The following is a 26738-nucleotide window of genomic DNA, read 5'->3' on the forward strand; positions in this document are numbered from 1 at the left end:
CGATCCTTTTGAACCATGGCGATCGCGCCGCTGTCACCGGCAACTGGCGCACACGACGCTGGTGTCGAACCGAAGGGACGCCACTTATGACTCGCATCGCCATCAATGGATTCGGCCGCATCGGACGCAATGTGCTGCGCGCGCTGCTGGAGCGCGACAGCGGCCTGGAGGTCGTCGCCGTCAACGACCTCACGGAGCCCGCCACCCTCGCGCGGCTGCTCGCCTACGACACGACCGCCGGCCGGCTCGGTCGCCCGGTGTCCGTCGACGGCAACGTCCTCGTCGTGGACGGCCGTCGTATCACGGTGCTCGCCGAGCGCGAACCGGCGCAGCTGCCGTGGGCCGAACTCGGCGTGGACATCGTGCTGGAGGCGACCGGCCGCTTCACGTCGGCCAAGGCCGCCCGCGCCCACCTCGACGCGGGTGCGAAGAAGGTGCTCGTCAGTGCGCCGTCGGACGGCGCCGATGTCACGCTCGCGTACGGGGTCAACACCGACGCGTACGACCCGGACCTGCACACGATCGTCTCCAACGCCTCGTGCACGACCAACGCGCTCGCGCCACTGGCCGCGGTGCTCGACGAACTCGCGGGCATCGAGCACGGCTTCATGACGACGGTGCACGCCTACACGCAGGAGCAGAACCTGCAGGACGGTCCGCACCGCGACGCCCGTCGCGCCCGCGCCGCCGCCGTGAACATCGTGCCGACCACGACGGGCGCCGCCAAGGCGATCGGCCTCGTGCTGCCGAACCTCGACGGCAAGCTGTCGGGCGACTCGATCCGTGTGCCGGTTCCGGTGGGCTCGATCGTCGAGCTCAACACGACCGTCGCCCGCGACGTGACGCGCGACGACGTGCTGGCGGCGTACCGCGCCGCGGCGGAGGGGCCGCTCGCCGGCATCCTGGAGTACTCGGACGACGCCCTCGTCTCCTCCGACATCACGGGCAACCCGGCCTCGTCGATCTTCGACTCGGCCCTCACCCGGGTGGACGGCCGCCATGTCAAGGTGGTCGCCTGGTACGACAACGAGTGGGGTTTCTCGAACCGCGTGATCGACACGCTGGAACTGCTCGCCGCTCGCTGACCCCTGCGGCGCGCATACGGTGCGTGTCGAACTGGTCAGGTGCCGGGAGGCGTCTCGGTGGCCGCCTCCTCGTCATCGTTTCCTTCTCCTTCGGCAGTGTTGTCCGCGTCGGCTTCAGGAACCGCCTCTGGAGCTTTCGGAGCCTCATGGGCATCGGCCGGTCGCCGAAGCGGGCGCCGACGGTAGGAGGAATAGTCCGTCCCGTCGCCCCAATCGGCGATGTCGGCGGAGACCAGGACATCGGCGCGGGTGGGAAGATCCTCGCCGGCCTCAGGCTTGTCGGTCACTGTGGATCAGCCCCTCCATGAGTCGCTTCTTGCTGTTGCGGCAGTACACGGTTTCCGTGACGTCGAATCGGCCGGTCTCGAAGTACTTGTTCGACGGCTGGCCGCCGAGGCAGTAGGCGAAGTGATCGCAGACACGGCGGCATTCGGAGAAGCCGCGTAGCGCCTCCGCCACCCACGTCACCTCCGGGGCTCGCCGTACCAGTTCCGCGAGATCGGTCTCGCCGACGTTGCCCACGCTCAGCGCCCCGAGGCGTGGGGAGTCACACCCTGTCAGGTCCGGACCCAGTACCGTCACATCGCCGTCCCACCCGATCATCGGCATGGGGTCGTAGGCTGCCGCGGTTCGTTGTGCCAGCTGATCCGTGCGCGCCGCGGCCACATAGCGGGCGGCGTGGTCGAACTCCCTTATGCGCAGGCGCCGGTCGTCGTCTCTCCACCGGGCTGCCAGGGCGGCCCAGAAGGCGGTGACACGGTCGTCGTCGACCGAGGCCGTGGTGCGTGTGCCCTTGCGTTCCACGATGTTGATGCCGAGCACCTGACACCCCAGCTGCGCGAACCAGTCGTACACCTCGATGGCGAGCTGCGGATCCGGCTCCTCGACCACCGCGATGGCCCCGAACGGGATCCGATGTCTACGCAGCAGGGCGATGCCGCGAAGAGCGGCGTCGAAGCTCTCCCCTCCGCCCCGCGTGAGGCGGGCACGGTTCAGGTGTCGTGGGCCGTCCAGGCTGACCGTCACATTGATCCGGTGCCGGAGGAACAGCTCGCACCAGGCCTCGTCGATGAGCGTGGCGTTCGTCTGAACGGCATGTCCGCCGCGGTGCCGGCGCTCGGTGAAGCGACCGAGCAGTTCCGCGAATCCCCGGAGACCGAGTGCGAGTGGCTCTCCCCCGTGCCACACCACGCGCACGGGGTGGAGGTCGGACCATGACTCCACCGCTCGCGCCACGGCATCGGCCACATCCACGGACATGCGCCGGTGCACCGCGCGTTGGGGGAGGTAGCAGTACGAGCAGTCGAGATTGCACAGTGTCACGGGTTGGAGGTACACGACGGTAGCCGTCCGGGCCAGCTCAACCATGTGCGGCTTCCTGGCTCCGGGGGCCGCGCGCGTCCCTGCCGGCGCCCTCGATGCGTCGCAGCGCAGCCTGCGCCGCGTCCTCCGCGTCGGCCTCCCGGTACAGACGGACCGCATCCCCCCACGCACGCAGCGCGTCGTCGGACCGGCCCAGGGCCTGTGCCGCGACGGCATACAGGTCCAGTGACTGGGCTTGCCCATGGGGATCCGAGAAGACAACGCGGTGCAGCGTCAGGGCGCTTTGATGGCACTCGGCGGCTTCCTTGTGGCGCCCCGCCCGGCGGAGGGTCACCCCGAGGTCGTTGAGGATGATCGCCTCACGGTACTGCGCTCGCTGCTCGCGCACGGCCCGTAGTGCCTCGGCATGCTCCACAAGAGCCTGTTGCAGCCGGCCCATGGCGCGGAGGGTGAGTGCGTGGTCGTTCCGGGCGATGGCCGCGCGTTGGTCGTGGCCCACGGCCTGGAAGAGTTCCATGGCGCGGGCATGGTCCAGACGTGACTCGTCCAGGTGCCCGAGTCCCCTTTGGGCACGCCCGAGGTTGTTGGTGGTGACGGCTTCGAGGTACATGTCCCCGATGGACCTGAACAGATCGCGGGCAGGGTTCAGACAGTCAAGTGCCTTGTGGAAATGCCCGGTCTTGAGGTGGACCGTGGCCCGCCCGTTCTGGGCCAGGGCCGCGGTGTACTGCGCTCCCGACTCGTTCAAGAGCCCGTCGGCTTCCTCGAACGCCTCCAACGCCTGGTCATGGTGGTGGGCTTCTTGCAGGGCGCTGCCCAGGTTGTACCAGGCCCTGCCCTGGCCGAGAGGGGAGTCCAGGTCCGCGAACAGCTCCAGGGCGCGCCGGTGCGCCGCTATGGCCTCGTCGAGGAGCCGCAGGTGACGCAGGGCGATGCCGAGGTTGTCGTGGGCCATTCCCTCGTAGTACGGATCTTCCAACAGGCGTGCGCCGTCCAGCACGTGCCGGTACACAACTGCGGCGTCGGCGAAGTGATTTCGCCAGCCCAGGTAGTGGCACAGGCTCAGAGCGAAGCGCACTCCGGGCTCGGCATGTGCGGGATCGGCGGCCCACTGGGCGGCGGCGACGAGTCCGACGCGTTCCGTGTCGAGCCACCGCAGTGCCTGTTCCCGGTCGCGAAAGCCTCCGCCCCGAGTGTGCCCGGACATCGGTTTGAGGTAGGCGTGGCTGTCGAGGACTCGCTCGTGGTACTGGTCGAGCAGCCGCGCACGTGCTGCCTGCCCCTCGTCCTTGAACTCGGCGTTCTCCTGTGTCTTCGCCATGCCGTAGACGCGTACGAGGTCGTGCATGCGCCAGCGGCCGCGGCTGAGGCCGGGTTCGATCAAGTGGGCTCTGACCAGGGTGTCGAGGGCACGCGGTGCGGGTGTGCGACCGCCGAGTGCCGTGAGGGCTTCCATGCCGACCTCGGGGCCCGGGGCCAGGGCGAGCAGCCGGAACAGGCGCGCGGATCCGTCGTCCAGTCGCCGGTACGACATGTCGAAGGCCGCCCTGATGGCCCGTTCTCCGTCGTCGAGTTGGTCGATGCGGGTCGCCGCGTCGGCGAGTTCGTCCGCGAGTTCGGCCACCGGTTTGCCCGGGTCGTTGACGAGGAGGGCGGCGGCGATGTGCAGCGCGAGGGGCAGGTGTCCGCACAAGGCGCTCAACCGTTGTGCCTCGTTCTCCTCCCGATCGACGCGGGAGTCATGGGGATCGGCCGTCCGCAGAGCCGTGTTCAGGGCCTCCACCGCGACCTGTGCGGGCAGCACGCCGAGATGGAGCAGCTGGGCGCCGAGCTGGGAGAGGGTGTCGCGGGAGGTGACCAGGACCCGGTGCCGCGGGTGACCGGGCAGCAGGGGCCGTACCTGCGACGGGCGCGAGGCGTTGTCCGCGACGATCAGCAGGGCGCCCCGCTCCTCGGCGATCTCCGTCAGGACGGAACGGTACAGACCGGCACGTGCGTCGGCGCTTGCGGGCATGTGCTCGCCAGGGACGCCGAAGGCCGTGAGCAGTTGCTCCAGCGCCTCTCCCGGCGTGACGGGAGTCTCGTCGTATCCATGGAGGTCGAGGAAGACGACTCCCGCCGGGAACAGTCCCCGGTCCTTCGCGATGTGCGCGGCCCGTACGGCCAGTGCCGTCTTGCCGACGCCACCGAGTCCGGCGACTGCGGAGATGACCACGGTGCCGTGGCTCGAAGCCGCGGGGTCCAGGCTCTGGAGCAGCGCGTGCAATTCGTCGTGGCGCCCGACGAATCCCCGGGCAGCCGCGGGAAGCGACTGCAGAGCGTCGGTGGCCGGTGCCGTGTAGTGGTGGTGCTCCACCTTCTTCGCGACGACGTCTCCGTGGAAGCGGCCGCCGCGGAAGTCGACCAGGTCCGCTCCGACGGTCACGCCGGCGACGCGTCGGCCCCCAGGATCGGCTCGGTCGCCCAGGACCGGTTCCACATCGTCCCGCATGGCTCCATCATGGAGTCCAGTGCCTTGCAGGTGTACCCGATGTCTCCAAGTGACCAAGGCGTGTTGCCGGTTGACGCCTCAGTCCGGCAGGGTGTGCGTCTGAAGCGGCACGGCATTTCCGGTGCCGTGAGCGGACCGGCCCATGTGGGTGCCCCGTCGGTGGCGGTGGGTTTCGGGCGTGCGGCAGAGCGCGATGATCGCGGCGTCGTCCTCCAGGCGCCCGCCGACGTGGGCGAGGAGGTCACGGCGGAGGTGGTGCAGGAGCTCTTCGGGAGCGCTGCCGGCCCACTGCGCGGCCCGTTCCGCGAGTGGGTAGAAGACGCCGCCGGGATCGCGGGCCTCGATGACACCGTCGGTGTACAGCAGGAGGGTGTCCTCGGGCTCGAAGGAGAACACGTCGAGGGTGTACTCGGTGGGTGTCGGCGCGCCGATGCCCAGCGGGGGCGCGGGGTGCACCGGAACGGTGACGGTCCCGGCGGGGCTCAGCAGCAGGGGCGGAGGGTGACCGCAGCTGAGGATCCGCGTGAGACGGCCCTCGTCCGGCATCTCCACCAGCAGCACGGTGGCGAACCGCTCCCCCGTCTCCTCCTCGGGCACGAGGTCGGGCAGATTCCGGGCCACGCTCCGCTCCAGCGCGGCGGCCAGCTCGGGCAGGAGGGTGTGCTCGTGGGCGGCCTCGCGGAAGGCCCCGATGATGAGGGCGGCCTCGCCGATGGCGGACAGGCCTTTGCCCCGTACGTCGCCGATCACGACCCGTACGCCGGTGTCGGTCGAGGTCGCGGCGTACAGATCACCGCCGATCTGGGCCTCGTCCTCGGCGGCCAGGTACAGGCAGGCGATCGTCAGCGGACCGATCCGCTCGGGCAGCGGCCACAGCAGGACGTGCTGTGCGGCCTCGGCGACCGCACGCACCTGTGCCAGTTGGCGCAGTCGTCGCTCACGTACGACGCAGTAGAACACCGTGAGCGCCGACAGCACCGCCAGGGCAAGGCTCTGCACCAGGACGTTGCGTGAGAACAGCACGCCGAAGTGCCAGCCGATGTACGCCTGCGCCGTCACGGCCAGGAACCCGATCAGCCCGGTCACCCAGGGACCCGCGAAGGAAACGGTGATCGCGGGGGCGATGACCAGGAGCGGACCGAGATGGATGTCGGCCGGGACCAGCTGGTCCACCATCGTGATCACCAGGATGAGCGCGATCGGGATCATCAGCAGCGCATGGCTCGACTGCCACGGCTGCCGCCGGCCGGCCATGCCTTGCCGGACATCCACATCTTCCAGATTGCACCGTCCCGGGCAGGGCCGCCCGCGGGGTGCTGTCGGCCGGCATCACGCGGCTCGGCGCAGGTCAGTGGTCGGCGGTGTGCCAGGGGGCGTCGGTGCGGATGAGGCGTGCGTCGGCGGCCGGCCGGACGGCGTACACCGGGCGGTCGCCCGGGACGGGGCCGAGGTAGTCGTGGCCGGTCATATGGCACCAGGCGGGCAGGTCGAGGGGGGCGGCCGGGTCGGTGGCGATGACGTGTACGACGGTGCCGGGCCGTGCGCCGTCGATGGCGGCGCGGAGCTTGAGCAGCAGGGTGACGCAGAGCAGTCCGCTGCCGTCGACGGTGAGGTCGGGGGCGGGTGCGGGGGCGGGGTGGAGGGTCATCGGCTGCTCGCGGAGGCGGCGATGGCGGGCAGGACGGCCAGGGCGAGGATGCCGCCGGTGAGGGCGAGGACGGGGTAGCTCGCGGCGTGGACGATGATGCCGGAGGCTAGGCCGCCGGTGGTGCCGGCGATGGCGATCGAGACATCGACCAGGCCCTGCGTCCTGGCGCGGGCGGCGAGCGGCACGGCGTCGGTGATAATCGCGGTGCCGGAGATCAGGCCGAGGTTCCAGCCGATTCCCAGCAGGGCCAGCGCGAGGGCCAGCAGCGCGACGGAGTCGCCGGGCGCGGCGGCGGCAAGGATGCCGGCGGCGAGGAGCGTGACGCCGGATCCGGCGGCGACCGGGATGCGGCCGTAGCGGTCGACGAGCCGGCCGGTGAGCGGTGAGGGGAGGTACATCGCACCGACGTGGATGGCGATGACGAGTCCGGAGGCGGCGGTGCCGTGTCCGTGGTCGTGCATATGGACGGGCGTCATCGTCATGATCGCGACCATCACCACCTGGCTCAGGACCATGATCAGTGCGCCCAGTACGACTCCGGGGCGGCGCCGTTCGGCCGTCGATGCGGCTCGCTGTGTCTCGTCGGTCGTCGTGGCACGTTGCTGGTCGAGGGTGCGGGCGAGCAGGAGGGGGTCGGGGCGCAGCCACACGGCCAGGACGAGGGCCGCCAGCCCGTAGGCGGCGCCTGCCAGCAGGAAGGGTCCGGCCAGGCGGGGAATGCCGAGGCCGTGTGCGAGGTCGCCGGTGGGTGAGGCGAGGTTGGGGCCGACGACGCCCCCGAGCGTGGTCGCGACCAGGACGGTGGAGACGGCGCGGGCACGGTGGGCGGGGTCGGCGAGGTCCGCTCCGGCGTAGCGGGCCTGGAGGTTGGTGGCGGTGCCGGCGCCGTAGACGAACAGCGCGAGGAACAGCAGAACGGAATTGTCGAGGACGGCGGCGGTGATGACGCCGGCGCTGCCGATGGCTCCGGTGAGGTATCCGGTGGCCAGACCGGGGCGGCGGCCGCGGGCCTGGGAGATACGGCCGACGGCGACGGCGGCGAGCGCGGACCCGGCGGTGAACAGGGCACTGGGCAGCCCGGCGAGACTGGTGGTCCCGAGCATGTCCTGCGCGAGCAGGGCACCGACGGTGACACCGGCGGCGAGCCCGGCACCGCTGAGGACCTGAGTGGCGACCAGCACGCGCAGGATGCGCCGCTGGGCCGGAACGACATCCGATATGGAGGACGGACCGGCTGATTGCGTACTCGTCATGCCAAGTCCGTCGCCTCGACGGGCAGTTCGGCCAGTCGCCACTCCAGCATGCCGTCGTTCAGGCGGATCGCCCGCCGGCCGCGGTCGGTCAGCAGCCGTACCGCGTCGTAGGCGAGTACGCAGTACTCGCCCCGGCAGTACACGACGATGTCGGTGTCCTCGGGCAACTCGTTGATCCGGTCGGCCAGTTCGTCGACCGGGATGGAGCGTGCACCGGGGATGTGTCCCGCCCGGTACTCCTCCATCGGCCGCACGTCCAGCACCAGTACGTCTCCGGCGGCCGCGCGGGCGCGCAGCTCTTCGTGGGTGACCTCGGCCGCGCCGTCCTCGCCGAGGTAGGCGTCCCGGGCGCCGGACACGCTGGCCTGGTGGCGTTCGGCGACCTTGCGCAGCAGCGCGAACAGCTGGGCGACGTCGTCGCCCGCGAGCCGGTAGTGGATGCGGACGCCCTCGCGGCGGGTGGCGACGAACCCGGCCTGCTTGAGCGTCTGCAGATGTGCCGAGGCCGTCGTCAGGTTCAGTCCCGCCGCCTTGGCGAGAGCGTCGACCGTGCGCTCGCCCTGGGCGAGCAGGTCGAGCAGTTCCAGGCGTTTTCCGCTGGCCAGCGCCTTGCCGCCGACTGCGAACGCGTCGTACAGCTGCGCCTTCGTACCGGTCGAGTTGCTTCCCGCCATTTTATCCTCCATAAATCCATGGAATAGTGTAGATGAAGAAGGGTGCTGTGACCACACGCCGCCTCGCATCCGAACCTTGGAGGACCTGATGGGGTTTGCCGACGACCACCTGATACCCCTGGTCGACGCCGGACTCGGCAACAGCGCCTACCTCGTCGACCTCGGCGACGGGCGCGCCCTGGCCGTGGACGCCGCCCGTGACCTGCGCGCCCTGCGGAAGGCCGCGGACCGGCGCGGCCTGACCGTCGCGTTCGCGGCCGACACACATCTGCACGCGGACTTCCTCTCCGGCGCCGTCCAGCTGGCGCACGACGACGGCGCGCGCGTGCTGGCGTCCGCCGCCGGCCGGCGGGTCTTCCCCCACACGCCGCTGGCCGACGGCGACGAGACGGACCTCGGCGGCCTGACCCTGCGCGCCCTGGCCACGCCCGGCCACACCGACGAGCACCTGTCGTTCCTGCTGCTCGACGGCGACCACGAACTGGGGGTGTTCACCGGCGGCTCGATGATCGTGAACTCCGCCGCCCGCACCGACCTCCTCGGAGCCGACCGCACCGAGGAACTGGCCCGCGCCCAGTACCGCTCACTGCGGCGGCTGGCCGCACTGCCCGACGAGACCCGGGTGTGGCCCACCCACGGAGCCGGCTCCTTCTGCTCGGCGCCACCGGGCAACGAGCGCACCTCCACCATCGGCGCGCAGAAGCAGAGCAACCCGCTCCTGACCGCCCCGGACGAGGACACCTTCGTACGACGGCTGCTGAGCGGCCTGGGCAGCTACCCGGCGTACTTCGACCGGCTCGCCGAGGCCAACCGCAAGGGCCCGGGCATCCTGACCGGCACTCCGGCGCTGCCCGACCTCACCGCCGGACAGGTGGCCGGCCTGCTCGCACAGGGCGGTCAGGTGGTCGACGTCCGGCCGGCCGCGGACTTCGCCGCCGGACACATCCCCGGTGCGCTCTCCATCCCGCTGCGCGACCAGTTCGCCACCTGGCTGGGCTGGCTGCTGCCCGAGGCCGCCCCGATCGCGTTCGTCACCGCCGAGGACCAGGAGCCCGCCGAGATCGTCTGGCAGGCGTACAAGATCGGCTACGAACGGCTGTCCGGACACCTGGCCGGGGGCATGCGGGCCTGGCTCGCGGCCGGCAACCCGCAGGCCACCACCGCGTTCATCACGGCCGACCGCACCGCGGACCGGCCCTATGTCGACGTCCGTCAGAGCTCCGAGTTCGCGGCCGGGCATGTCCCGGGCGCCGTGCACATCGAGCTCGCGAGCCTCGGCGCCCGCGCCGTCGACGCCCCCGAGGGCGCGGTCGTGGCCTGCGGCCACGGCGAGCGGGCCATGACCGCCGCCAGTCTGCTGGAACGCGCGGGCCACTTTGATGTGGCGGTGCTCGACGGCGGGCCCGCCGACTACGCCGCCGCCCATGGTCAGCGGCTCGCCGAGGGCACGGAGGGCGTTCAGTCGTGAGCACCTCCCACCACCCGGCCGCCACGACCACTCCCGACCCGCCGATACGGCTGGGCCTCCGGGAGAACTGGCCGCAGTTCACCCTGCTCGTCGTCGTCAACGTCTGCGTCGGCGGCCTGGTCGGCCTGGAACGCACCACAGTCCCGCTGATCGGCGCCGATGTCTTCCATCTGACCAGCGACCTGGCCGTCTTCTCCTTCATCATCGCCTTCGGTGTCACCAAGGCGCTGACCAACCTCGCCGCCGGGGCGCTGACCGCCCGCTTCCGCCGCAAACAGCTCCTGGTCACCGGCTGGCTGATCGGTGTGCCCGTGCCCTTCGCGCTTGCCTGGGCGCCGTCCTGGGGCTGGATCGTCGCCGCGAATGTCCTGCTCGGTGTCAACCAGGGTCTGACCTGGTCGATGACCGTCAACATGAAGATCGACCTCGTCGGCCCCGCACGGCGCGGACTGGCCACCGGCGTCAACGAGGCCGCCGGCTACACCGCCGTCGGGGTCACCGCCCTGCTCACCGGCTACCTCGCCACCGCCTATGGCCTGCGCCCCGCCCCCGAACTCATCGGCGTCGTCTTCGTCGCCGCCGGGCTCGGTCTGTCCGTGATCGTCCGTGACACCGCCGCGCACGTCGCCCTCGAACTCGCCCAGCACGCCAAGCCCCTGCCGACCGGTGAGGACACCACACTGGCCGCCGTCTTCGCCCGCACCTCCTGGCGCAACCGCTCCCTGCGCGGCGCCAGCCAGGCCGGCCTGGTCAACAATCTGAACGACGGTCTGACCTGGGGCGTCTTCCCGCTGCTCTTCACCGAACACGGCCTCGGCTTCGCCGCCATCGGTCTGATCAAGGGCCTCTACCCCATCCTGTGGGGCATCGGTCAGATCCCCACCGGCCACCTCGCCGACCGCATCGGCCGCAAGCCCCTGATCGTCACGGGCATGCTCGTCCAGGCCGGTGGATTCGTCCTCGCCCTGGCACTGCTCGACCGCCCACTGCTGGCCGGTGTCCTGTCCGCCGTCGCTCTCGGTCTGGGCACCGCCATGGTCTACCCGGCCCTGATCGCCGCGGTCTCCGACCATGCCCACCCCGCCTGGCGTGCCAACGCACTCGGGACCTACCGCTTCTGGCGCGACATCGGCTACGCCGTCGGCGCCCTGGTGGCCGGCCTCCTCGCGGACGCCTTCGGGCTCAACGCGACCGTCATCGCGGCCGCTGTCCTCACCGCCGGCTCCGGGCTGCTCGCCGCCCGCTGGATCAGCGAGCACAGGCCCGGCACGCACTGATCCGGCCCCCGGCGGGTGCGGAGGTGCCGAGTGGTCCGGGGGCGGGGCCGAACGGCCCTTGGCAGTGTCCCCGGGGCGGCCGGACAGTGGAGATCAGAAGAAGCCTCCCGAAGGAGGTGACCTGCAGTGATGTACTGGGACGGCGGCAGTGGCTGGGCCTGGATGGCCTTCATGCCGCTGCTGTGGATCGCACTGATCGGTCTGGTGGTGTGGGCGGTTGCCCGCCTCACCCAGCACTCCACCTCCCGCCGGGACGACACGGACCGAGGGCCGACATCGCGGGAGACACCGGAGGAGGTCCTCGACCACCGCTTCGCCGCCGGCGAGATCGACCCCGAAACCTACGCCGAGATGCGCAAGCAACTGGCCGCTCACCGGCCGCGGCCCAGGTGACCGGGGGCCGCGTGGCCGTCGGCCGCCGCTGACCGGTAGTCCATTCGACTGAGTCACCGGCGCCCCAGAGTGAACGGGGCGTCGCTGTGCCTCGCGCCGACAGCGGCCCGCCGCCCGTGGCCGTTAGCGTCCACCCTTGTGTTGTTCAGCTATGCCTTTGTGAACCTGAAACCGGGTGTGGGAAAGACGACCAGCGCGGTCTGGCTGGCCCACGCGCTGCACGAGTCGGGCATGCCACCACTGCTGGTGGACAGTGACCCCGCCTCGTCCGCGCTGCGCTGGAGCGAACTGGCGGGCGGGTTTCCGTTTCCGGTGATCGCCCTTCCGGTGGGTGATGTGCACCGGCGCGTGAACGACTTCCTCGGCAATCGGCAGGCCGTGGTGTTCGACGCCCCGCAGATGGAGGACCACGCCCACATCACCCGGAGCATCATGAGGTACGCGAGTGAGTGGATCGTGCCGGTGACCCCGGCCCCCATCGAGCTGGATCGCATGGCACCCATCGGCGGCGAGATGGGCGACATGCAGTCGTTGCGCGCCCAGCCGGCCCGCGCCGCCGTCCTGCTGAACCGCACCAACCGTCCGGACGCCACCCGTACCGGTCCCGATGCCGACGCCCGCGAGGCACTCAGCGAGCGCGGCTTCGACGTGTTGTCCACCCACATTCCGCGGCTCGACCTGTACGCCCAGTCGTTCGGCAGCCCGATCCAGGTCAAGGGCTCGGCCTACATGGAACTCGCGGACGAGCTCATCAAGCGTCAGGACAAGGCGTGAACCAGCGCAAGGACACCTACCGGGCCGCGCTGCAGCGCGGACCCTACCCAGCCGCATCCCGACCCGCCAAAGTCACCCATCTGCACACCCGTTACGTCAGGGTGACCATCGAACTCGACCCCAAGTTGCCGGGCGATCTGAGCCGTTGGGTGGGGACACCGGTGTCCGCGCTCGCGCACGCCGGCGAGTCCGTACTGCGGCCCATGACGAGTTGGTGCGTGGCAGCCGGTACGACGGCGACCGTGGAAGCGTCGTCGCTGGTGGCCGGCATCGCCCGGCTCTGGCGATCCCGCTGAACCCGGGCTCGAAGGCTCACGATCACCCGTCGCCGGCCTCCGCGGCAGGCACCGGGAGCAGCATGCAGCTGCTGGTGGCGTGGGCCAGCAGTCGGTCCTGTGCGTCGACCAGCCTTGCCTCGGCGAGCGCCGTCTGACGGCTCCGGTTCACCACCGTGCCGATGGCCCGCACCCGGCCCGTGTCCACCGTGACCCGCCTCAGGAACTTCACCGTCAGGTCGAGCGAGGTGTAGCCCATGCCCGGCGGAAGCGTCGAGTGGACGGCGCAGCCCGCCGCCGAGTCGAGGAGGGTGGCGTAGACGCCGCCGTGCACGCTGCCGATCGGGTTGTAGTGCTCCTCGCCCGGCAGCAGGGAGAAGACCACCCGGCCCTCGTCCACCTCGTCCAGGGCGAAGTCCACGGTGGCCAGGATGGGCGGCCCGGGGAGGCGGCCCGTCTGCATCTCACGCAGGAAGTCCAGGCCGGAGGTGCGTCCGACGGCGGCCGCCGTGACCGCGGGGTCTTCCCACTCGTACGTCCGTGTACGTCCCATGTCTTCGGCGCCTCCCAGCTGACTTCGTCGATCGAAGCTAGCTGTCGGGTCACCTGACTGTCAATGCCGAAGTCAGACCTCTACCATGGCTGGATGGAGTGGCTTGAGGTCAGTACCGAGAACTGCACCGTCCAGCGGACGCTCGACGTGGTCGGGGAGAAGTGGACACTGCTGATCGTGCGCGACGCCGCCAACGGCGTACGACGGTTCGACGACTTCCGGCGCCACATCGGTCTGTCGGAAGCGGTCCTGAGCGACCGGCTCAGGAAGCTGACCGCGGCCGGCATCCTCACCGCCGTTCCCTACCAGGAGCCGGGCAGCCGCTCCCGCAACGAGTACCGGCTGACCCGCAAGGGGTGGGACCTCTGGCCGGTCCTCGTCGCCCTGCGTCAGTGGGGCGAGACATACGCCCCCGATCCCCGGGGCCCCGTGCTGGACCTGCGGCACACCGAGTGCGGGGCGCCGGTGCGGGTGGTCGTCGAGTGCACCGACGACCATGCCGCCCTGACCCCGAAGGACGTCACCGCACGCCCGGGACCCGGCGCCCGGCGCCTGGCCTGACGCCGTACATCCGCATGCGCGGTACGCCCGCAGGGGCGCGGCCATCCGCACGGGCCCGGACGGGCACGGCTCAAGTCTCGGCGCAGACGCCGACGCGATATTCTGGAGCACGCCACGCGTCCGGAGCAGGTGACCCGGATGGCACTGCTCGTGACCAGGTCCAGGTCGACGAAGACAGGACACCACCATGGGACCGTTGGCACGAACCGGCCTGGCCGGGGCGCTGGCATGCGGCGTACTGGTCACGGCCGTCGGCATCGGAGGGGACCTGACCGGCAGTGGCGGCGACGGCGGGCGTCCGTCCAAAGGGCCGTACGTCGCGCTCGGCGACTCCTTCACCTCCGGCCCCCGGATTCCCGACCAGACGGGTAAGCCCGCCGGCTGCGAACGCTCCTCCCGCAACTACCCCGCACTCGTGGCGAAGCAACTCGGCATCAGGGCGGCCGACTTCCGCGACGCCAGCTGTAGCGCCGCCACGATCGGCAACCTCACCGGGCCCCAGCCCACGAACGACGGCACCAACCCCGCCCAGTTCTCCGCGCTGACGGCCGCGACCGCCCTGGTCACCCTCGGGATCGGCGGAAACGACATCGGCTTCAGCATCATGGTGGCCAAGTGCGTCACCACCGGGGAGCTCTACAAAGCGGCGGCCAAAGTCACGAACATCAACGGCCAGGCACCCTGCAAGGAGCGATACGCGCCCGGCGACGGCGCCGAAGTCGCCCGGAAGATCCGCACCGCGGGTGACCATCTCGCCCGCGCCCTGAACGACGTCAAGCACCGGGCGCCCAAGGCCCGCATCTACCTCGTCGGTTACCCGGCGATCCTGCCCGCCAAGGGCGCCGGCTGCGGCTCGGACATGCCCCTCGCGCCCGGCGACGTGACCTTCCTTCGCGAGACGGAACGGCAGCTCAACGCCATGCTCCGGGAACACGCCGAAGCCGCGGGGGCGACCTACGTCGACACGTTCACCCCGTCGATCGGCCACGACGCCTGCTCCACGGCGGCCACTCGCTGGATCGAACCCCTCAGGCCGAGCAGCCCGGCAGCCGCCGTCCACCCCAACGAACGCGGCGAGCGCGGCATGGCGGCCGCCGTGCTCCGGGCGGTCGGCCCCTGACCGTGGTGGTCCAGGTGGTGGAGCTTCTAGCCCTCGTCGTCCAGGAGTTGCCCGATGCCGGGCAGGTCGTCGAGGGCGGCCCGGGTGGCGGCCAGGGCCAGGACACGGGGCAGATCCCGGGGCACGGGGCGGTCGGCGGCGGTGCGCTCGGCGGCGAAGTCGGCGAGCATCCGGGCGAGTTCGGCATCCCCGCGGGCCCGCTCGTCGAGGCCGGCCACGGCGTCGACGGGGACGCCGGTGAACAGGCACTTCAGTACGGCCTGCCGCCAGCCGTGGGCGTCGGGGTGGCGGGCCGCGTAGGGGCCGAGGGCGGCGACGAGGAGCCGGGTGTGCGGCCGGTGGCACAGCGGGTGGCCTCGAAGGAGGCGAGGGCGCCGGAGGCGAAGCGGCCCGTGAAGAGGGCGGCGTCGTCCACGGTGACCGTGCCGGTGCCCCGCGCCGACACCGCGCTCGGGCCGCTGGTGGGCCCGCCGGGGAGTGGGCGCTCGCGCACGAAGGTGTGCGTCAGGGCGGAGACTCCGGCCGGCCGCTGCCCGGCCAGGTACTGGGCGAGGTCGACGATGTGCGCACCGAGGTCGCCGAGCGAGCCGGAGCCGGCCAGCTCCCTGCGCTGCCGCCAGGTCAGCGGGAAGTCCGGGTCCACCAGCCAGTCCTGGAGGTACGACACCCGCACACGACGCAGGGCGCCGAGCCGGCCGTCGGCGACCATCCGCCGGGCGGGCGCGGTCGCGGGCACACGGCGGTAGTTGAAGCCCACCATCGCACTTGCCCGCGCCTGTAGGCCTCTTCGGCCGCCCTGTTCATGGTCTCGGCCTCCTCGGCGGTGTTCGCGAGAGGCTTTTCGCACAGGACGTGCTTGCCCGCGGCCAGCGCGGCGATCGCGATCTCGGCGTGGCTGTCGCCGGGGGTGCAGATGTCGACGAGATCGACGTCGTCCCGGGCGACCAGCGCACGCCAGTCGGTCTCGACCGCCGCCCATCCCTGCCGGTCGGCAGCCGCCCGCGCTGCCGCACCGTCGCGACCGCAGATCACCGCGAGGACCGGCTGCCGGGGCAGATCGTGGCGATCTGCTGGACGTCGCTCTGGAGGTTGTTCAGGGCGAAGATGTTGGTGATCGTGGTGAAGATCAGGACACCGAGCACAGAGCCGGTGATGGTGCCGCGCCCCCGCTGAGCAGGGTGCCGCCGATGATCGCGGCCGCGATGGCGTCGAGTTCGTAGAGATTGCCGTTGGTGTTCTGGCCCGAGCCGGACAGGACGATCAGCAGGAAGGCGGCGATGCCGCAGCACAGCCCGGACAGGAGGTAGAGGTACAGCCGCTGGCGCCGGACGTCGATGCCGGCGAGCCGCGCGGCCTCGGCGTCTCCGCCGACGGCGACGGTGCGGCGGCCGAAGGTGGTGCGGTTGAGCAGCAGCCGGCCGAGGATCGTCACGATCGCGAACACCAGGACGAAAGGCGGGACGCCCAGCACGTAGGAGTCACGTTCACCGAGCTTGAGGACGCCGTCGACGGTGACGATCTGGGTGCGGCCGTCGGTTCCTGTCAGCTTTTTCCACTCACAGGACAAAGCTTGCCGACAACCACGCCCTTGATTGCGGATACGTCAACACCGCGGTAACACCATTGACTTCACCGCCACGGATTGGTTGAGTGGCTCATCCACTGAGCCACTTGGGAGGACGGCGTGGAGGCACTGCCCCGCGAAACCATCGTCGACGTCCTGGAGAACCGGCTGCGCGAGGAGATCCTCGACGGGCAGCATCCAGCCGGAAGTTATCTGCCACCAGAACGGACGCTCGCGGACGGCTACGGCGTCACGCGCACCACCCTCAAGCACGCCTTCGGCCGCCTCGTGCAGGCAGGACTGCTGGAGACCCGGCACGGCGTCGGCACCCGCGTGCGGGACTATCTGCGCCTCGGCGGAGCGGATCTGCTGCCGATGCTCGTGCGGCACAGCCCGGACTGGATCGGGGAGATCTTCGAAGTACGGCGCAGCATCGGCGCGTTGATCGCCGAGCGCGCCGCCGCCCGCGCGACCGTCCGGCAACGCGCTGAACTGCGCGCCCTGTTGGCGACGGTCCGGGAGGCGAAGGACGCCGACGCCGTACAGCTCGCGGACATCGAGGTGCACCGGGCCCTGGCCCGCGCCACCGGCAACCGGGTCTATGTCCTGCTGACGAACACCCTCTTCAATGCCTATCTGCCGGTACGTGCCGCACTCGTCGGCCCGTTCACGGACGCCGCGGTCGCCCACGCGCGTCTGGAGCCGGTGGTCGATGCCATCGACGCCGGTGACGAGGCGGGCGCACGACGGGCGGCCGAGGAGTACCTGACCGCGACCGAGCGCATCATGTTGGAGGGCCTCTCATGAGCACGGACGTCCCCTCGGGCGCGGGCACGGACACGGGCACGGGCACGAGTGGCAACACCCTCGCGCGCGGCACCGTCTTCACCGAGACGATGCTCGGCACGCTGCGACTCGACGCCGAGGACCGCACCCGCCGCGTCCGCCTGGACCTGAAGGTCTCGGCGGGTCGTGTCATGCGGCTGACGGGGACGACCGAGGCCCGAGCCACCGGCCGCGTACGGATCGCCGGCTGGGCCGACGACGCGGGCGCCGAGGGTGAGTTGGAGATATCACCGCTGGCTCGGCGCCGTATCCGCTACCGCATCGCGTTCACCGCCGAAGGCCGCCGACTGACGCTCGACGGCTGGAAGTCCGTGACGCCGCGCAGGCCCGTGGCCTCGATGACCGTACTGCCGTACACGCTGTACGAGGACGGCGCGCGGGTCGGCACCGGGACGCTCCGTTTTCCCCTGGCCACGCAGCTCGTTCCGTTCCTCGCGAGTTTCCGCTTCCCACGGCGGGAGGATCCCGGCGCGTTCCTCGCGCCCCGCTGGAAGGGCGAGCCGGGCCGTACCGAGGTCTGGTACACCACCGTCACCGACCCGTCGTCCGGCAGCGGGCTGTGGCTCCACCACGAACTCACCGCGCCCGCCGACGGGTCCGAGCCGTACGCGCACGGCTGGGCCGCGGTGTTCCCCAAGGACGGGCCCGTGCGGCACGCCCGCTTCGGCCCCGCCCCGTGGACCGCCGACGATGCGGGATTCAGCACGGACGGGGTTGCGGCGGCGCCCGGACGCCTGACCGGCTCGGCGGAGGACGGCGCCCTGCGCTGGGACCTCGCCGAACACCCCATGGACGAGCCGCTGTTCACCTTCCCTCGATGGTCCTGGCGCCGGCAACTACTCCCCGCCGCCCAGATCCTCCCCGCGGCCCGGGCCTCCTACGACGGCACGTTCACCCATGACGACACGACACTGAAGCTCTCCTCGGCCCCGGGCGCCTCGGCTCGGATCTACGGTCACGGCAATGCCCGGCGCTGGGCCTGGTTGCACGCGGACCTCGGTGGCGGGGACGTCCTGGAGATCGTGGCCGCCGTCTCCATGCGCCCCGGCCTGCGCCGGCTGCCACCTTTGGTCTTTCTCCGTCTGCGCCGAGGCGACCGCACCTGGCCGCGCCGCCCGGAGCGCCCCGCGCTCGGCTGGGCGGGTCTTGGGCGGTTCCGTACCACCATCGGCCTGCCCACCTGGACGACCACCGGCCGCGCCGGCCTGCGCCGGATCCGCGTCGACGTCACCCAGCCCGAGGACCGCACGCTCGCGCTGGACTACACCGACCCGGACGGCACCCACGCGATCTGCCGCAACAGCGAGCGCGCCGACGCACAGATCCTGTTGGAGCGGTGGTGGCTCGGCGGCTGGCGCACCGAGGCCGAGTGGACGCTCGACGGCACGGCCCACGCGGAGGTGGGCACCCGATGAGCCTCGACGGCCTGGTGGCCGCCCTGATCGCCGACGAGGGCACCTCGGACTGGACCGCACGCGTCCCCGCGAGGCTGGAGACGGTCCTCGCCTCGATGCCGCTTCCTGCCCGGGCCGGTCTGCGGGCGGCTGTGCGCGGCCTGGACGTCTACGCGCTGGCACGGACCGGACGCGGACTGGCCGGGCTCACGCCTCACGAGCGCGAGTCCCTACTCCGGGGACTCGACGCACGGCCCTCGCTCCGCCCGCTCCTCGATGTGCTCAAGGTGCCCGTCCTCCTGGCGGCCGGCACGGAGCGGATGCTCCACGACGACCTCACCACCCCGAGCCCCACCGCCCCCGGTCTCACCCGCCAGGACCCCCCGCTCGACTGCACGTCCGCACACGCATGGCCCACGCGCTCCACCGCCGACGCCGTCGTCATCGGTTCGGGCGCGGGCGGAGCCATGGCCGCGCGGACCCTGGCCCGGGCCGGGCTCGATGTCGTCGTCCTGGAAGAGGGCGAGCACTACTCCACCGAGTGGTTCGGACAGCGCACGCCTCTGGAGCGGTTCACGGAGCTCTACCGGGACGGCGGAGCGACCATCGCTGTAGGCCGCCCTCCGCTACTCCTGCCAATCGGCCGAGCGGTCGGTGGTACGACTGTCGTCAACTCCGGCACCTGCTACCGCACTCCGGACCATGTCCTCGCCCGCTGGAGCAAGGACTTCGGCTTCGTTCTCGCCGATGACTTCGGCGGCCACCTCGACGAGGTCGAGCGTTCCCTGCGCGTGGCCACTCAACCCGTGGACGTCCTCGGCAACAACGGCCGCGTCGCACTCACCGGGGCACATACGCTGGGCTGGCGTGCCGCGCCCCTGCGTCGCAACGCGCCCGGGTGCAAAGGGTCTTGTCAGTGTGTCGTGGGCTGTCCGACCGGTGCCAAGCAGAGCGTGCAGCTGTCCGTGCTGCCCGACGCCTGCGCCGCCGGTGCCCGCATCGTGACCGGCGCTCGGGTGGAGCGCATCCTCGCCGACCGGGACCGGCCCGGGGGGCCGCGTGCGGCAGGCGTGCGCGTACGCCGCGACGACGGCGCGTTCGAGATCCTCGCACCCTTGGTCGTCGTCGCCGCGGGCGCGCTGCAGTCGCCGCCGCTCCTGCGCCGTTCGGGTCTCGGCGGACACCCCCGACTCGGCCGCAACCTGAGCGTGCACCCGGCCACGAGCGTCGCCGGGCGCTTCGCCGAGCCGGTCACCGCCTGGGAGGGCGTGCTGCAGAGCGTCGGCGTGGAGGAGCATCACGGCGCGGGGGTCCTGATCGAGGCCACCGCCACCCCGCCCGGCATGGGCTCGTTCGTGCTGCCCGGACTGGGCGCCGAACTGCGCCGCGAACTGGAGAGCGCCGACCGGCTCGCCACCCTGGGCGCGATGATCGCCGACCGGCCGTCGGGCCGTGTCCTCGGCCGCGACCGCACCCTGCTCCGCTACGACCTCGACGACCGCGACGCCGGCCGTCTGCTGCGAGCGGTACGCGCCATGGGCGAGCTCCTGTTCGCCGCGGGCGCCGAGGAGGTACTCACCGGCATCCCCACGACGCCCCGGGTACGCACCCTCCCAGAACTGGACACCGTCCTCACCAACACGAGCGCCCGCCAACTCCACCTCTCGGCCTACCACCCCACAGGCACGGTGGCAGCGGGAGCGGACCCACAGCGCTTCCCGGCGAACGCGAACGGACAACTGCGCGGCATCCAAGGGGTGTTGATCACGGACGCGGCCGTACTCCCCGGCTGCCCAGAGGTGAATCCACAACTGAGCATCATGGCGGCGGCCCTGGCGATCACGGGGGCGTATCTGGAGCGGGGGCGGGCCGAATCCCAGCGACGAGACGCCTGAGAAGCTCACCGAGCGGCGTGGACGGCGATGCGGGTGTCTAGTCCCGGCAGCCGGGGCACAGGCCCCAGAACGTCACCGCGGCCTCTTGTGTGTCGTACTCCTCCGGCAGTTGCGGGTCCATGCAAGGGGCCGCGCCTTTGGCGCACTCCACGTCGCGGATGTGGCCACAGTGGCGGCACACGAAGTGGTGGTGATTGTCGTGGCGTTCGGTCTCGTAACGCGCGGGGTGACCGGCGATCTGAGTGCAGCGGACCAGACCGGCGTCCGTGAGGGCGCGCAGCACGTTGTACGTGGCTTGCAGGGACAGCCGGCCCGTGACCCGCTGGGCGCGCTCGCGCAGGGTGTCGGCGTCGAGGTGGCCGGACGACTCGTCGACGGCCATGAGCATCGCCATCCGCGGAGCGGTCACCCGCATCCCTGCCGACCTGAGTCGTGCCGCGGCCAGTGCCATCGGCTCCTCGGTCTCCGCCGCGGCCGTCATGTCAGCCCGCCCTTCCGGCCCCAGCCGCCTGCGGGCAGTCCAGGGCGTCACTTCCGCCCACCCGAGGTGGGTCCGCGTCCGCGGAGAGCTCGAACCACACGCTCTTGCCCACCGGCCCCGGCTCGCAGCCCCAGCGTGCGGCCAACGTGTCCACGAGCGCCAGTCCGCGGCCGCTCTCGTCCTCGACGTCGGCGTCGGTCGGGCGGGGAAGCGTCGAAGAACCGTCGGTGACCACGCAGCGCACCGCTGACACGCGCTCGAGCGTGAGGCTCAGCGGGCCGACGGCGTGCCGCAGCGCATTGCACACCAGCTCGCTGACCAGCAGCTCGGTGGTGGGGACAAGTCCGGCGAGGCCCCATCGAGGGAGCACCTCACGTATGGCCGACCGCGCCCGGGCGCAAGCCGTCGAAGACCAGGGCAGCGCCCAGGGTCCGGCCACGAACGATTCCACCCCCGCCGCCAGGGGGTCGGGGGAAACTGCGCGGTACATGGGGGGCGCCTTCGAGAAACGGACATAAGCACTACTTAGAACGTATCTCTTTTCTGGAGTCGGTCAAGTGTTTGGATGACATCATTCTTCCTGACTCATTCAAACGATCTCCCGGCCAGCCGCCTGCCCGCCCCGCGTCGGCCACAGCCATGGCGACCCGGACGAGTGCCGCCGTCGCCGTCGAGCGGGACTGCTGGGGCCAGGCGATGGCCAGGACCGCGGGCGGCGCGTCGGGTACGGGCCGGTAGACGACGCCCGGACGCGGATAGCGCGCGGCGACGGAGGCCGGCAGCAGGGGCGTGGATCCTTTGCCCAGTCCCACGAGCGTGAGCAGCTGGGCGAGGTCACGGCTCTCGCTGCGGATCTCGTCGAGGTACCGGTGCAGATCACCGGGACGCAGGCCGAGGTCGGCGAGTGTCAGACGGTCCCGGGCGGCAAGCGGGTCGGTGGCGGCGAAGGCCGCGACGCGCGGTTCGGCCGTGAGGGTCTCGGCGTCGAGGCCGGTGCGGTCGAAGGGCTCGTGGACCAGGGCCGCGTCGGCTTCCCCCAGGCGCAGCAGTCGCGGCTGTTCGTGCCAGCCGCACAGCCGGACGGCGACCGGCACGGCCTGCAGCTCCGACGCGTAGCGCGCCAGCATCGGCTCCAGCAGTCCCGCGTCGCCGTCGGCCTTGACGGCCAGCACGAGCTTCGGCTCCGGGGCGGCCGCGCGCTGGGCTCGCCGCCCGGCGGCCTGAAGGGCGTCGAGGGCGATCCTCGACTCGGCGAGGAGCACCGTTCCGGCCGGAGTCAGCGTCACGCTGTGCGTGGTCCGCTCGAACAGGGCGATGCCCAGTTCCTTCTCCAGCTGACGGATCGCGCGGGAGAGGGGCGGCGGGGAGATGCCGAGCCGCTCGGCGGCGCGGGTGAAGTTGAGTTCCTCGGCGACGGCGACGAAATAGCGCAGTGGGCGGGATTCCATGCACTCCCCCTCTGTTCCTGTTCGCTCCGCTCGGTATTGCCGTGAGGGTAACAAGCGGAAGCCGATCGATCCTTCACTTCGTGCGCGGAGCGCAGCAGGCTCGACGGCATCAAGCGCGCATGTGTCTGAATCCCTTGAACCCCCCGAATCCCTCTTGGAGTTGTTCGTGATCGTCGTCACCACCCCCACCGGACAGATCGGACGGCAGGTCCTCGACCGCCTCCTCGACGCCCCGAGCGGCACGGCGCAGATCCGGGTGATCGCACGCGACGCCGCCCGTCTGGCCGCTCGGGTGCGCGGACGCGTCGAGGTCGTACAGGGATCGCATGCCGACCCCGCCGTACTGAAGGCGGCCTGCGCGGACGCGGACCGACTGTTCTGGCTGGTTCCGCCGGCACCGTCGGCCGACAGCGTCGAGGGCCACTTCCGGCACTTCACCGAGCCACTGCGCGAGGTGATGGGGCGGCACGGCGTCGAGCGGGTCGTCAGTGTCTCGACCCTGGGCCGCGGCGTGGCGAAGAACGCCGGGCAGATATCGGCGTCGCTCGCCATGGACGAGGCGATCGCCGCCACGGGTGTGCACTACCGGGCGCTGTGCCCGCCGTTCCTGATGGAGAACCTGCTGGGCCAGGCCGAGTCGATCCGCGATGCCGGTGTCCTCTTCCTGGCCCTGGCGAAGGACCGCGTTCTGCGGACCTGCGCCGCCCGCGACGTAGCCGCCACCGCGGCCCGGCTGCTGCTGGACGGGTCCTGGACCGGGCAGGGCGACGTCCCCCTGGTCGGACCCGACGACCTGTCGCCCGAGGACATGGCCCGTGTCGTCTCCGAGGTGCTGGACCGCCCGGTGCGCCTCCGGCCGACCAGCACCGCGGACTACCGGGCGACGGCGCTGCGCTTCGGGGCGAGCGAGGCCTGGGCCCAGGGCCTGGCCGACATGACCGAGGCCCTGAACGACCAGGGCTTCTACGGTGCCGTCCAGCCGAGCACTCCCGAGGACGCGCCCACCGGTTTCCGCCAGTGGTGCGAGGACGTGCTCAGGCCTGCCGTCCTGGGCTAGAGGTCCGGCGCCCAGGCGGGCGGGTCACGCCGCCGCGCAGCCGCTCCCGGAGCGGTTGGCCGTGTGCGGAGCAGCCTGGCGCGCTATCGAGAAGTCCAGGACCAGGCCGTCGTCCCCGGCGTGCGCCGATGTCAGGGCGACACCCCGGGGCAGTCCGGTGACGGCGACGGTGCGTGGCTTCAGCTCGTCCTTCAGGTGGGCGGCGGCCGGCAGGGCGGTCAGATCGTCGACCGGGACGCTGCGCCCGAGGACCGTCACGGTCGTCGGGGTGATGGTGACCGCGTTCGTCCGGGTCGACAGCTTCGCCACGACGGTGACGGGCAGGCCCAGGCTGCCGACGCTGCCACTGAGCGTGAGGTCGCCGTCCCGGCCGCCCGGTGTCAGTCCGTCGCCCAACGAGCCCATCTGGCGGCCGAGTTGGTCGTAGGCGATGGTGGCGTTGGCGGTGCCGCCGTCGCTGGCGCCGTCCGTGGTGACGTCCTTCAAGGAGACGGCGACGTCCATCACCACGTCCCGGCGCCGGACCCCTTCGGCGCGGACGTCGATGTCACCGACGTCACCGCCGAGAGTGCGAAGCCCGGCGAGCGGGGTGGTGAGGTCGGCGTGCACCGGCCCTCGGGCCTTCAGACGGCACGACGCCACCTCGGCGACCCGTTGCTCGGCCCGGTGCTCGACGACCAGATTTGTGGCGCAGACGGCTACGGCCACGGCCACGGCGCCCGCGACAGCGGTGATGGTCTTCCTACGACGGTTCAAGGTCACGTACTCCGGATCGGTCGGGGCAGGACGGGACGGGTCGGGGCGTATGGCGGGCAGTGCCGCGGCGGCGGTTCCGCAAGGTCAGGCTTGCAGGTGCGGGAGGACGCGGTCGAGGCGGCGCGGCATCCACCAATTGGCCCGCCCCATCAGGAACATGGCGGACGGCACCAGGATCAGGCGGACCACGGTCGCATCGAGGATGACGCTGATCGCCAGCCCCAGGGCGAGCATCTTCACCACCACGGTCGGCGAGGTGGTGAAGGACAGGAACACCGCCGTCATGATGAAGGCCGCGCTGGAGATCACACGCGCTGTGGCGGACAGCCCCTCGCCGACCGCGAGCCGGTTGTCCTGCGTGCGCTGCCAGGTCTCGGCGATCCGGGAGAGCAGGAAGATCTCGTAGTCCATGGAGAGCCCGAAGACGATGGCGAACATCATCATCGGGACGTACGACTCGATGGGCACCGGCTCGGACAGGCCCAGGAGACGGTCGCCCCAGCCCCACTGGAAGACGGCGACCAGGACGCCGTAGGACGCGGCGGTCGTGAACAGGTTCAGGACGACGGCCTTGAGCGGGATCACCACGCTGCGGAAGACCGCCATGAGCAGCAGGAAGGCGAGGACCAGGACGATGCCGATGACGATCGGCAGCCGTTCGCCGACGGTGCCGCGGAAGTCGGCCTGGCCCGCCACGGTGCCGGTCAGATAGGCCTGGGCGCCGGTACCGTCGAGGGCTTTCGGCAGTGTCTGTCCGGACAGGGTGTCGAGCAGGGCGCCGGTGGCGGCGTCCTGCGGACCCGTGGTCGGTGTCAGGGTGGTGACGAGGATCCTGCCGTCGCTGCTCGGCTGGACGGAGGTGAACGACGCCACTTTCCGCGTGTCCTTCAGGGCCCGTGTGACGTCGTCGGCGACGCGGTCGGCCGACGTACCCGCGTGGCGGAGGTCGACGACGGTGACGACCTGGCCGTTCGCACCCGGCCCGAAGCCCCGACCGGGCGCGTGCGCGATCCAGTCGTACGCGGTACGGGTGCTGCTGCCCGGCCGGTCCGCGCCGGCGTCCACGTGTCCGAGGCGCATCGACACCAGCGGTGCCGCGCAGACGGTGAGCACGGCGAGGCCGACGGCCAGGAACGTCCAGGGCCGCCGGGCGACCAGTTCCGCGTAGCGGTGCCAGCCGTCGCGTTCGCCCGCGCTCTCGGCGACCGGGCGGCGGCGCAGGCGCACCCGGTCGATGTGCCGGCCGACCAGGCCCAGTGCCGCCGGCACCAGGGTGAGGGCGGCGGCAGCGGTGACGAGCACGGCGACGGTGGCCGCCAGGCCGAGCTTGCCGATGAAGCTCAGCCCGCACGCGTAGAGGCTGAGCATCGCGACGGCGACGGTCACGGCCGCCACGAGGACGGCTCGTCCGCTGCTGCGTGCGGTGCGGGCGGCGGCCTCGACCGGGCCGTGGCCGTCGATGAGGTCCTGTCGGAAGCGGGTGGTCAGGAACAGGGCGTAGTCGATGCCCACGCCCAGCCCGATCATGGTGGCCAGTGTGGTCGCCGACGTCGCGAAGGACATGGTGGCGGCGACGATGCCGACGACGCCCAGTCCCACACCGACGCTGATCAGCGCGGTCACCAGGGGCAACAGCGCGGCGAGGACGCTGCCGAAGGCGAGCAGCAGGATCGCGAGAGCAGTGACCATGCCGACGATCTCGCTCAGCTTGTCGTTGGCGGGGGTTCGGACGACCTGTTCGAGGTCACCGCCGTACGCGACACCGAGCCCCGCCGCACGGGCCGGCTCGGTGGCGGTGTCCAGTTGGGCGGTGTAGGCGTGGCCGAGGTCCTTGAGCTGCTGGTCGAAGGAGACCGTGGTGTAGGCGGTGCGTCCGTCGCTGCTGGTCACCGGTGCGGAGACCGAGGTGACGTGCGGGAGGTCGCGCAGGTCTGCCAGCGTCCGGTCCAGTGCGGACCGCTGCTCGGCCACGGTGCCGGAGTCGGTGTGGAAGACCACTTTGCCGTTGGGCCGGCCGGCTCCGGGCATCGAGGTGGCGAGCAGGTCGGCGCCGGTGTGGGAGGCGGTGCCGGGCAGGCTGACCTGGTCGCTGAAGGTGGGCGAGGCGATATGGCGTCCGGCGAGGGCGGCGGCCAGGACGAGCAGCCAGAGGGCGATCACCGTTGCCGGGCGCCGGGCACAGAGAGCCCCGAGACGACCGAGCCCGGATCGGGCAGCGGGAACCGCGGTGCTCTGCCGGTGCCGGTCGGCGTCCGGTTCAGCCGCCAGGGACGGTTGTTGGGGTCGGGCCACGGTGGTCTCCCAATGAAAGTGTCACGAGTGACACGAACTCTAGAGACAAAGTGGCACGCATGACAATTGGCATCGTGGACACTTCTACGTCGTCGACTCCGTGCGCACTC

The 26738-nt window shown here is 71.3% G+C and carries 26 protein-coding genes and 2 pseudogenes; 12 read left to right on the plus strand and 16 right to left on the minus strand.

Annotated features, from left to right (window positions below; all coding sequences use genetic code 11):
* Positions 1 to 86 precede the first annotated feature (86 nt).
* Positions 87 to 1085 (plus strand): type I glyceraldehyde-3-phosphate dehydrogenase, encoded by a 999-nt coding sequence (gene gap, locus ACFY1J_RS10625; RefSeq protein ID WP_390706171.1) that lies wholly within the window; start codon positions 87 to 89, stop codon positions 1083 to 1085.
* A 35-nt stretch (positions 1086 to 1120) separates the two neighbouring features.
* On the opposite strand, the gene ACFY1J_RS10630 is transcribed toward gap, so the two are convergent.
* The 7 genes from ACFY1J_RS10630 to ACFY1J_RS10660 form a co-directional block, all read right to left on the minus strand.
* Complete coding sequence (locus tag ACFY1J_RS10630; protein ID WP_390706170.1) at positions 1121 to 1372, minus strand: hypothetical protein; 252 nt, start codon at positions 1370 to 1372, stop codon at positions 1121 to 1123.
* Positions 1356 to 2453, minus strand: a complete 1098-nt coding sequence (gene amcB, locus ACFY1J_RS10635) for a cyclophane-forming radical SAM peptide maturase AmcB (RefSeq protein ID WP_390706169.1) — start codon at positions 2451 to 2453, stop codon at positions 1356 to 1358. Before amcB ends, ACFY1J_RS10630 begins: the two co-directional genes overlap by 17 nt.
* Positions 2446 to 4899 carry a tetratricopeptide repeat protein gene (locus ACFY1J_RS10640; protein ID WP_390706168.1) on the minus strand — a complete coding sequence of 818 codons (2454 nt, stop codon included), beginning with the start codon at positions 4897 to 4899 and terminating at the stop codon, positions 2446 to 2448. Before ACFY1J_RS10640 ends, amcB begins: the two co-directional genes overlap by 8 nt.
* A gap of 78 nt (positions 4900 to 4977) precedes the next feature.
* Complete coding sequence (locus tag ACFY1J_RS10645; protein ID WP_390731218.1) at positions 4978 to 6153, minus strand: PP2C family protein-serine/threonine phosphatase; 1176 nt, start codon at positions 6151 to 6153, stop codon at positions 4978 to 4980.
* A 94-nt stretch (positions 6154 to 6247) separates the two neighbouring features.
* Complete coding sequence (locus ACFY1J_RS10650; protein WP_390731049.1) at positions 6248 to 6547, minus strand: sulfurtransferase TusA family protein; 300 nt, start codon at positions 6545 to 6547, stop codon at positions 6248 to 6250.
* Entirely contained in the window at positions 6544 to 7800 is a 1257-nt protein-coding gene (locus tag ACFY1J_RS10655) for an MFS transporter (protein WP_390731050.1), read from the minus strand. The genes ACFY1J_RS10650 and ACFY1J_RS10655 overlap by 4 nt, the downstream gene beginning before the upstream one ends.
* Positions 7797 to 8474: an ArsR/SmtB family transcription factor gene (locus ACFY1J_RS10660; protein WP_390731051.1), complete on the minus strand. Its 678-nt coding sequence runs from the start codon at positions 8472 to 8474 to the stop codon at positions 7797 to 7799. Before ACFY1J_RS10660 ends, ACFY1J_RS10655 begins: the two co-directional genes overlap by 4 nt.
* An 88-nt stretch (positions 8475 to 8562) precedes the next feature.
* On the opposite strand from ACFY1J_RS10660, the gene ACFY1J_RS10665 reads away from it, so the two are divergent.
* The 5 genes from ACFY1J_RS10665 (at position 8563) to ACFY1J_RS10685 (ending at position 12682) form a co-directional block, all read left to right on the plus strand.
* A complete protein-coding gene (locus ACFY1J_RS10665) occupies positions 8563 to 9942 on the plus strand; it encodes a rhodanese-like domain-containing protein (RefSeq protein WP_390731052.1) in 1380 nt (459 codons plus the stop codon).
* Positions 9939 to 11219, plus strand: a complete 1281-nt coding sequence (locus ACFY1J_RS10670) for an MFS transporter (protein WP_390706163.1) — start codon at positions 9939 to 9941, stop codon at positions 11217 to 11219. The genes ACFY1J_RS10665 and ACFY1J_RS10670 overlap by 4 nt, the downstream gene beginning before the upstream one ends.
* Positions 11220 to 11345: 126 nt before the next feature.
* Positions 11346 to 11612 carry an SHOCT domain-containing protein gene (locus ACFY1J_RS10675; RefSeq protein WP_390731053.1) on the plus strand — a complete coding sequence of 89 codons (267 nt, stop codon included), beginning with the start codon at positions 11346 to 11348 and terminating at the stop codon, positions 11610 to 11612.
* A 159-nt stretch (positions 11613 to 11771) separates the two neighbouring features.
* Positions 11772 to 12386, plus strand: coding sequence for a hypothetical protein (locus tag ACFY1J_RS10680; protein ID WP_390731054.1), 615 nt, complete (start codon positions 11772 to 11774; stop codon positions 12384 to 12386).
* Positions 12383 to 12682 (plus strand): hypothetical protein, encoded by a 300-nt coding sequence (locus ACFY1J_RS10685; protein ID WP_390731055.1) that lies wholly within the window; start codon positions 12383 to 12385, stop codon positions 12680 to 12682. Before ACFY1J_RS10680 ends, ACFY1J_RS10685 begins: the two co-directional genes overlap by 4 nt.
* Before the next feature lie 22 nt (positions 12683 to 12704).
* Here the strand turns inward: ACFY1J_RS10685 and ACFY1J_RS10690 are convergent, their stop codons facing one another.
* On the minus strand, positions 12705 to 13214 hold the full coding sequence (locus tag ACFY1J_RS10690; RefSeq protein ID WP_390731056.1) for a PaaI family thioesterase: 510 nt from the start codon (positions 13212 to 13214) through the stop codon (positions 12705 to 12707).
* 93 nt (positions 13215 to 13307) lie between these two features.
* On the opposite strand from ACFY1J_RS10690, the gene ACFY1J_RS10695 reads away from it, so the two are divergent.
* Together ACFY1J_RS10695 and ACFY1J_RS10700 are read left to right on the plus strand one after the other, a co-directional pair.
* The gene (locus tag ACFY1J_RS10695) at positions 13308 to 13775 is read left to right on the plus strand and encodes a winged helix-turn-helix transcriptional regulator (RefSeq protein ID WP_390706158.1); all 468 of its coding nucleotides are present in this window, start codon (positions 13308 to 13310) and stop codon (positions 13773 to 13775) included.
* Positions 13776 to 13962: 187 nt separating this feature from the next.
* Positions 13963 to 14895: an SGNH/GDSL hydrolase family protein gene (locus tag ACFY1J_RS10700; RefSeq protein WP_390731057.1), complete on the plus strand. Its 933-nt coding sequence runs from the start codon at positions 13963 to 13965 to the stop codon at positions 14893 to 14895.
* Between the two features lie 26 nt (positions 14896 to 14921).
* Here ACFY1J_RS10700 and ACFY1J_RS10705 read toward each other — a convergent pair whose 3' ends face one another.
* The 3 genes and pseudogenes from ACFY1J_RS10705 to ACFY1J_RS10715 all read right to left on the minus strand — a co-directional run.
* Positions 14922 to 15242, minus strand: a complete 321-nt coding sequence (locus ACFY1J_RS10705; protein ID WP_390731219.1) for an EboA domain-containing protein — start codon at positions 15240 to 15242, stop codon at positions 14922 to 14924.
* Positions 15227 to 15954 (minus strand): annotated as a pseudogene (locus ACFY1J_RS10710) (Gfo/Idh/MocA family protein); the annotation flags it as partial. The pseudogene ACFY1J_RS10710 and the gene ACFY1J_RS10705, both read right to left, overlap by 16 nt.
* A pseudogene (locus ACFY1J_RS10715) lies at positions 15924 to 16432 on the minus strand (ABC transporter permease); the annotation flags it as partial. The pseudogenes ACFY1J_RS10710 and ACFY1J_RS10715, both read right to left, overlap by 31 nt.
* A 147-nt stretch (positions 16433 to 16579) precedes the next feature.
* Between ACFY1J_RS10715 and ACFY1J_RS10720 the strand changes: the two are divergent.
* The 3 genes from ACFY1J_RS10720 to ACFY1J_RS10730 are packed head-to-tail and all read left to right on the plus strand — an operon-like array spanning position 16580 to position 20594.
* Positions 16580 to 17266, plus strand: a complete 687-nt coding sequence (locus ACFY1J_RS10720; protein WP_390706156.1) for a FadR/GntR family transcriptional regulator — start codon at positions 16580 to 16582, stop codon at positions 17264 to 17266.
* On the plus strand, positions 17263 to 18720 hold the full coding sequence (locus ACFY1J_RS10725) for a hypothetical protein (RefSeq protein WP_390731058.1): 1458 nt from the start codon (positions 17263 to 17265) through the stop codon (positions 18718 to 18720). The genes ACFY1J_RS10720 and ACFY1J_RS10725 overlap by 4 nt, the downstream gene beginning before the upstream one ends.
* A complete protein-coding gene (locus tag ACFY1J_RS10730; RefSeq protein ID WP_390731059.1) occupies positions 18717 to 20594 on the plus strand; it encodes a GMC family oxidoreductase N-terminal domain-containing protein in 1878 nt (625 codons plus the stop codon). The genes ACFY1J_RS10725 and ACFY1J_RS10730 overlap by 4 nt, the downstream gene beginning before the upstream one ends.
* 37 nt (positions 20595 to 20631) lie before the next feature.
* On the opposite strand, the gene ACFY1J_RS10735 is transcribed toward ACFY1J_RS10730, so the two are convergent.
* From ACFY1J_RS10735 to ACFY1J_RS10745, 3 genes are read right to left on the minus strand one after another with little or no spacing between them, the layout of a single operon-like run.
* On the minus strand, positions 20632 to 21075 hold the full coding sequence (locus ACFY1J_RS10735) for a Fur family transcriptional regulator (protein ID WP_390706153.1): 444 nt from the start codon (positions 21073 to 21075) through the stop codon (positions 20632 to 20634).
* A 1-nt stretch (position 21076) separates the two neighbouring features.
* On the minus strand, positions 21077 to 21565 hold the full coding sequence (locus ACFY1J_RS10740) for an ATP-binding protein (RefSeq protein WP_390706152.1): 489 nt from the start codon (positions 21563 to 21565) through the stop codon (positions 21077 to 21079).
* Between the two features lie 31 nt (positions 21566 to 21596).
* The gene (locus tag ACFY1J_RS10745) at positions 21597 to 22523 is read right to left on the minus strand and encodes a LysR family transcriptional regulator (protein ID WP_390731060.1); all 927 of its coding nucleotides are present in this window, start codon (positions 22521 to 22523) and stop codon (positions 21597 to 21599) included.
* A gap of 166 nt (positions 22524 to 22689) precedes the next feature.
* Here ACFY1J_RS10745 and ACFY1J_RS10750 point away from each other — a divergent pair, with 166 nt between their 5' ends.
* The gene (locus ACFY1J_RS10750; RefSeq protein ID WP_390731061.1) at positions 22690 to 23580 is read left to right on the plus strand and encodes an NAD(P)H-binding protein; all 891 of its coding nucleotides are present in this window, start codon (positions 22690 to 22692) and stop codon (positions 23578 to 23580) included.
* Between the two features lie 24 nt (positions 23581 to 23604).
* On the opposite strand, the gene ACFY1J_RS10755 is transcribed toward ACFY1J_RS10750, so the two are convergent.
* Entirely contained in the window at positions 23605 to 24336 is a 732-nt protein-coding gene (locus ACFY1J_RS10755) for a hypothetical protein (RefSeq protein WP_390706149.1), read from the minus strand.
* Between the two features lie 84 nt (positions 24337 to 24420).
* A complete protein-coding gene (locus ACFY1J_RS10760; RefSeq protein ID WP_390706148.1) occupies positions 24421 to 26496 on the minus strand; it encodes an MMPL family transporter in 2076 nt (691 codons plus the stop codon).
* Positions 26497 to 26738: the final 242 nt, after the last annotated feature.

It is taken from the genome of Streptomyces sp. NPDC001406 (assembly GCF_042895285.1).
Lineage (GTDB): Bacteria > Actinomycetota > Actinomycetes > Streptomycetales > Streptomycetaceae > Streptomyces.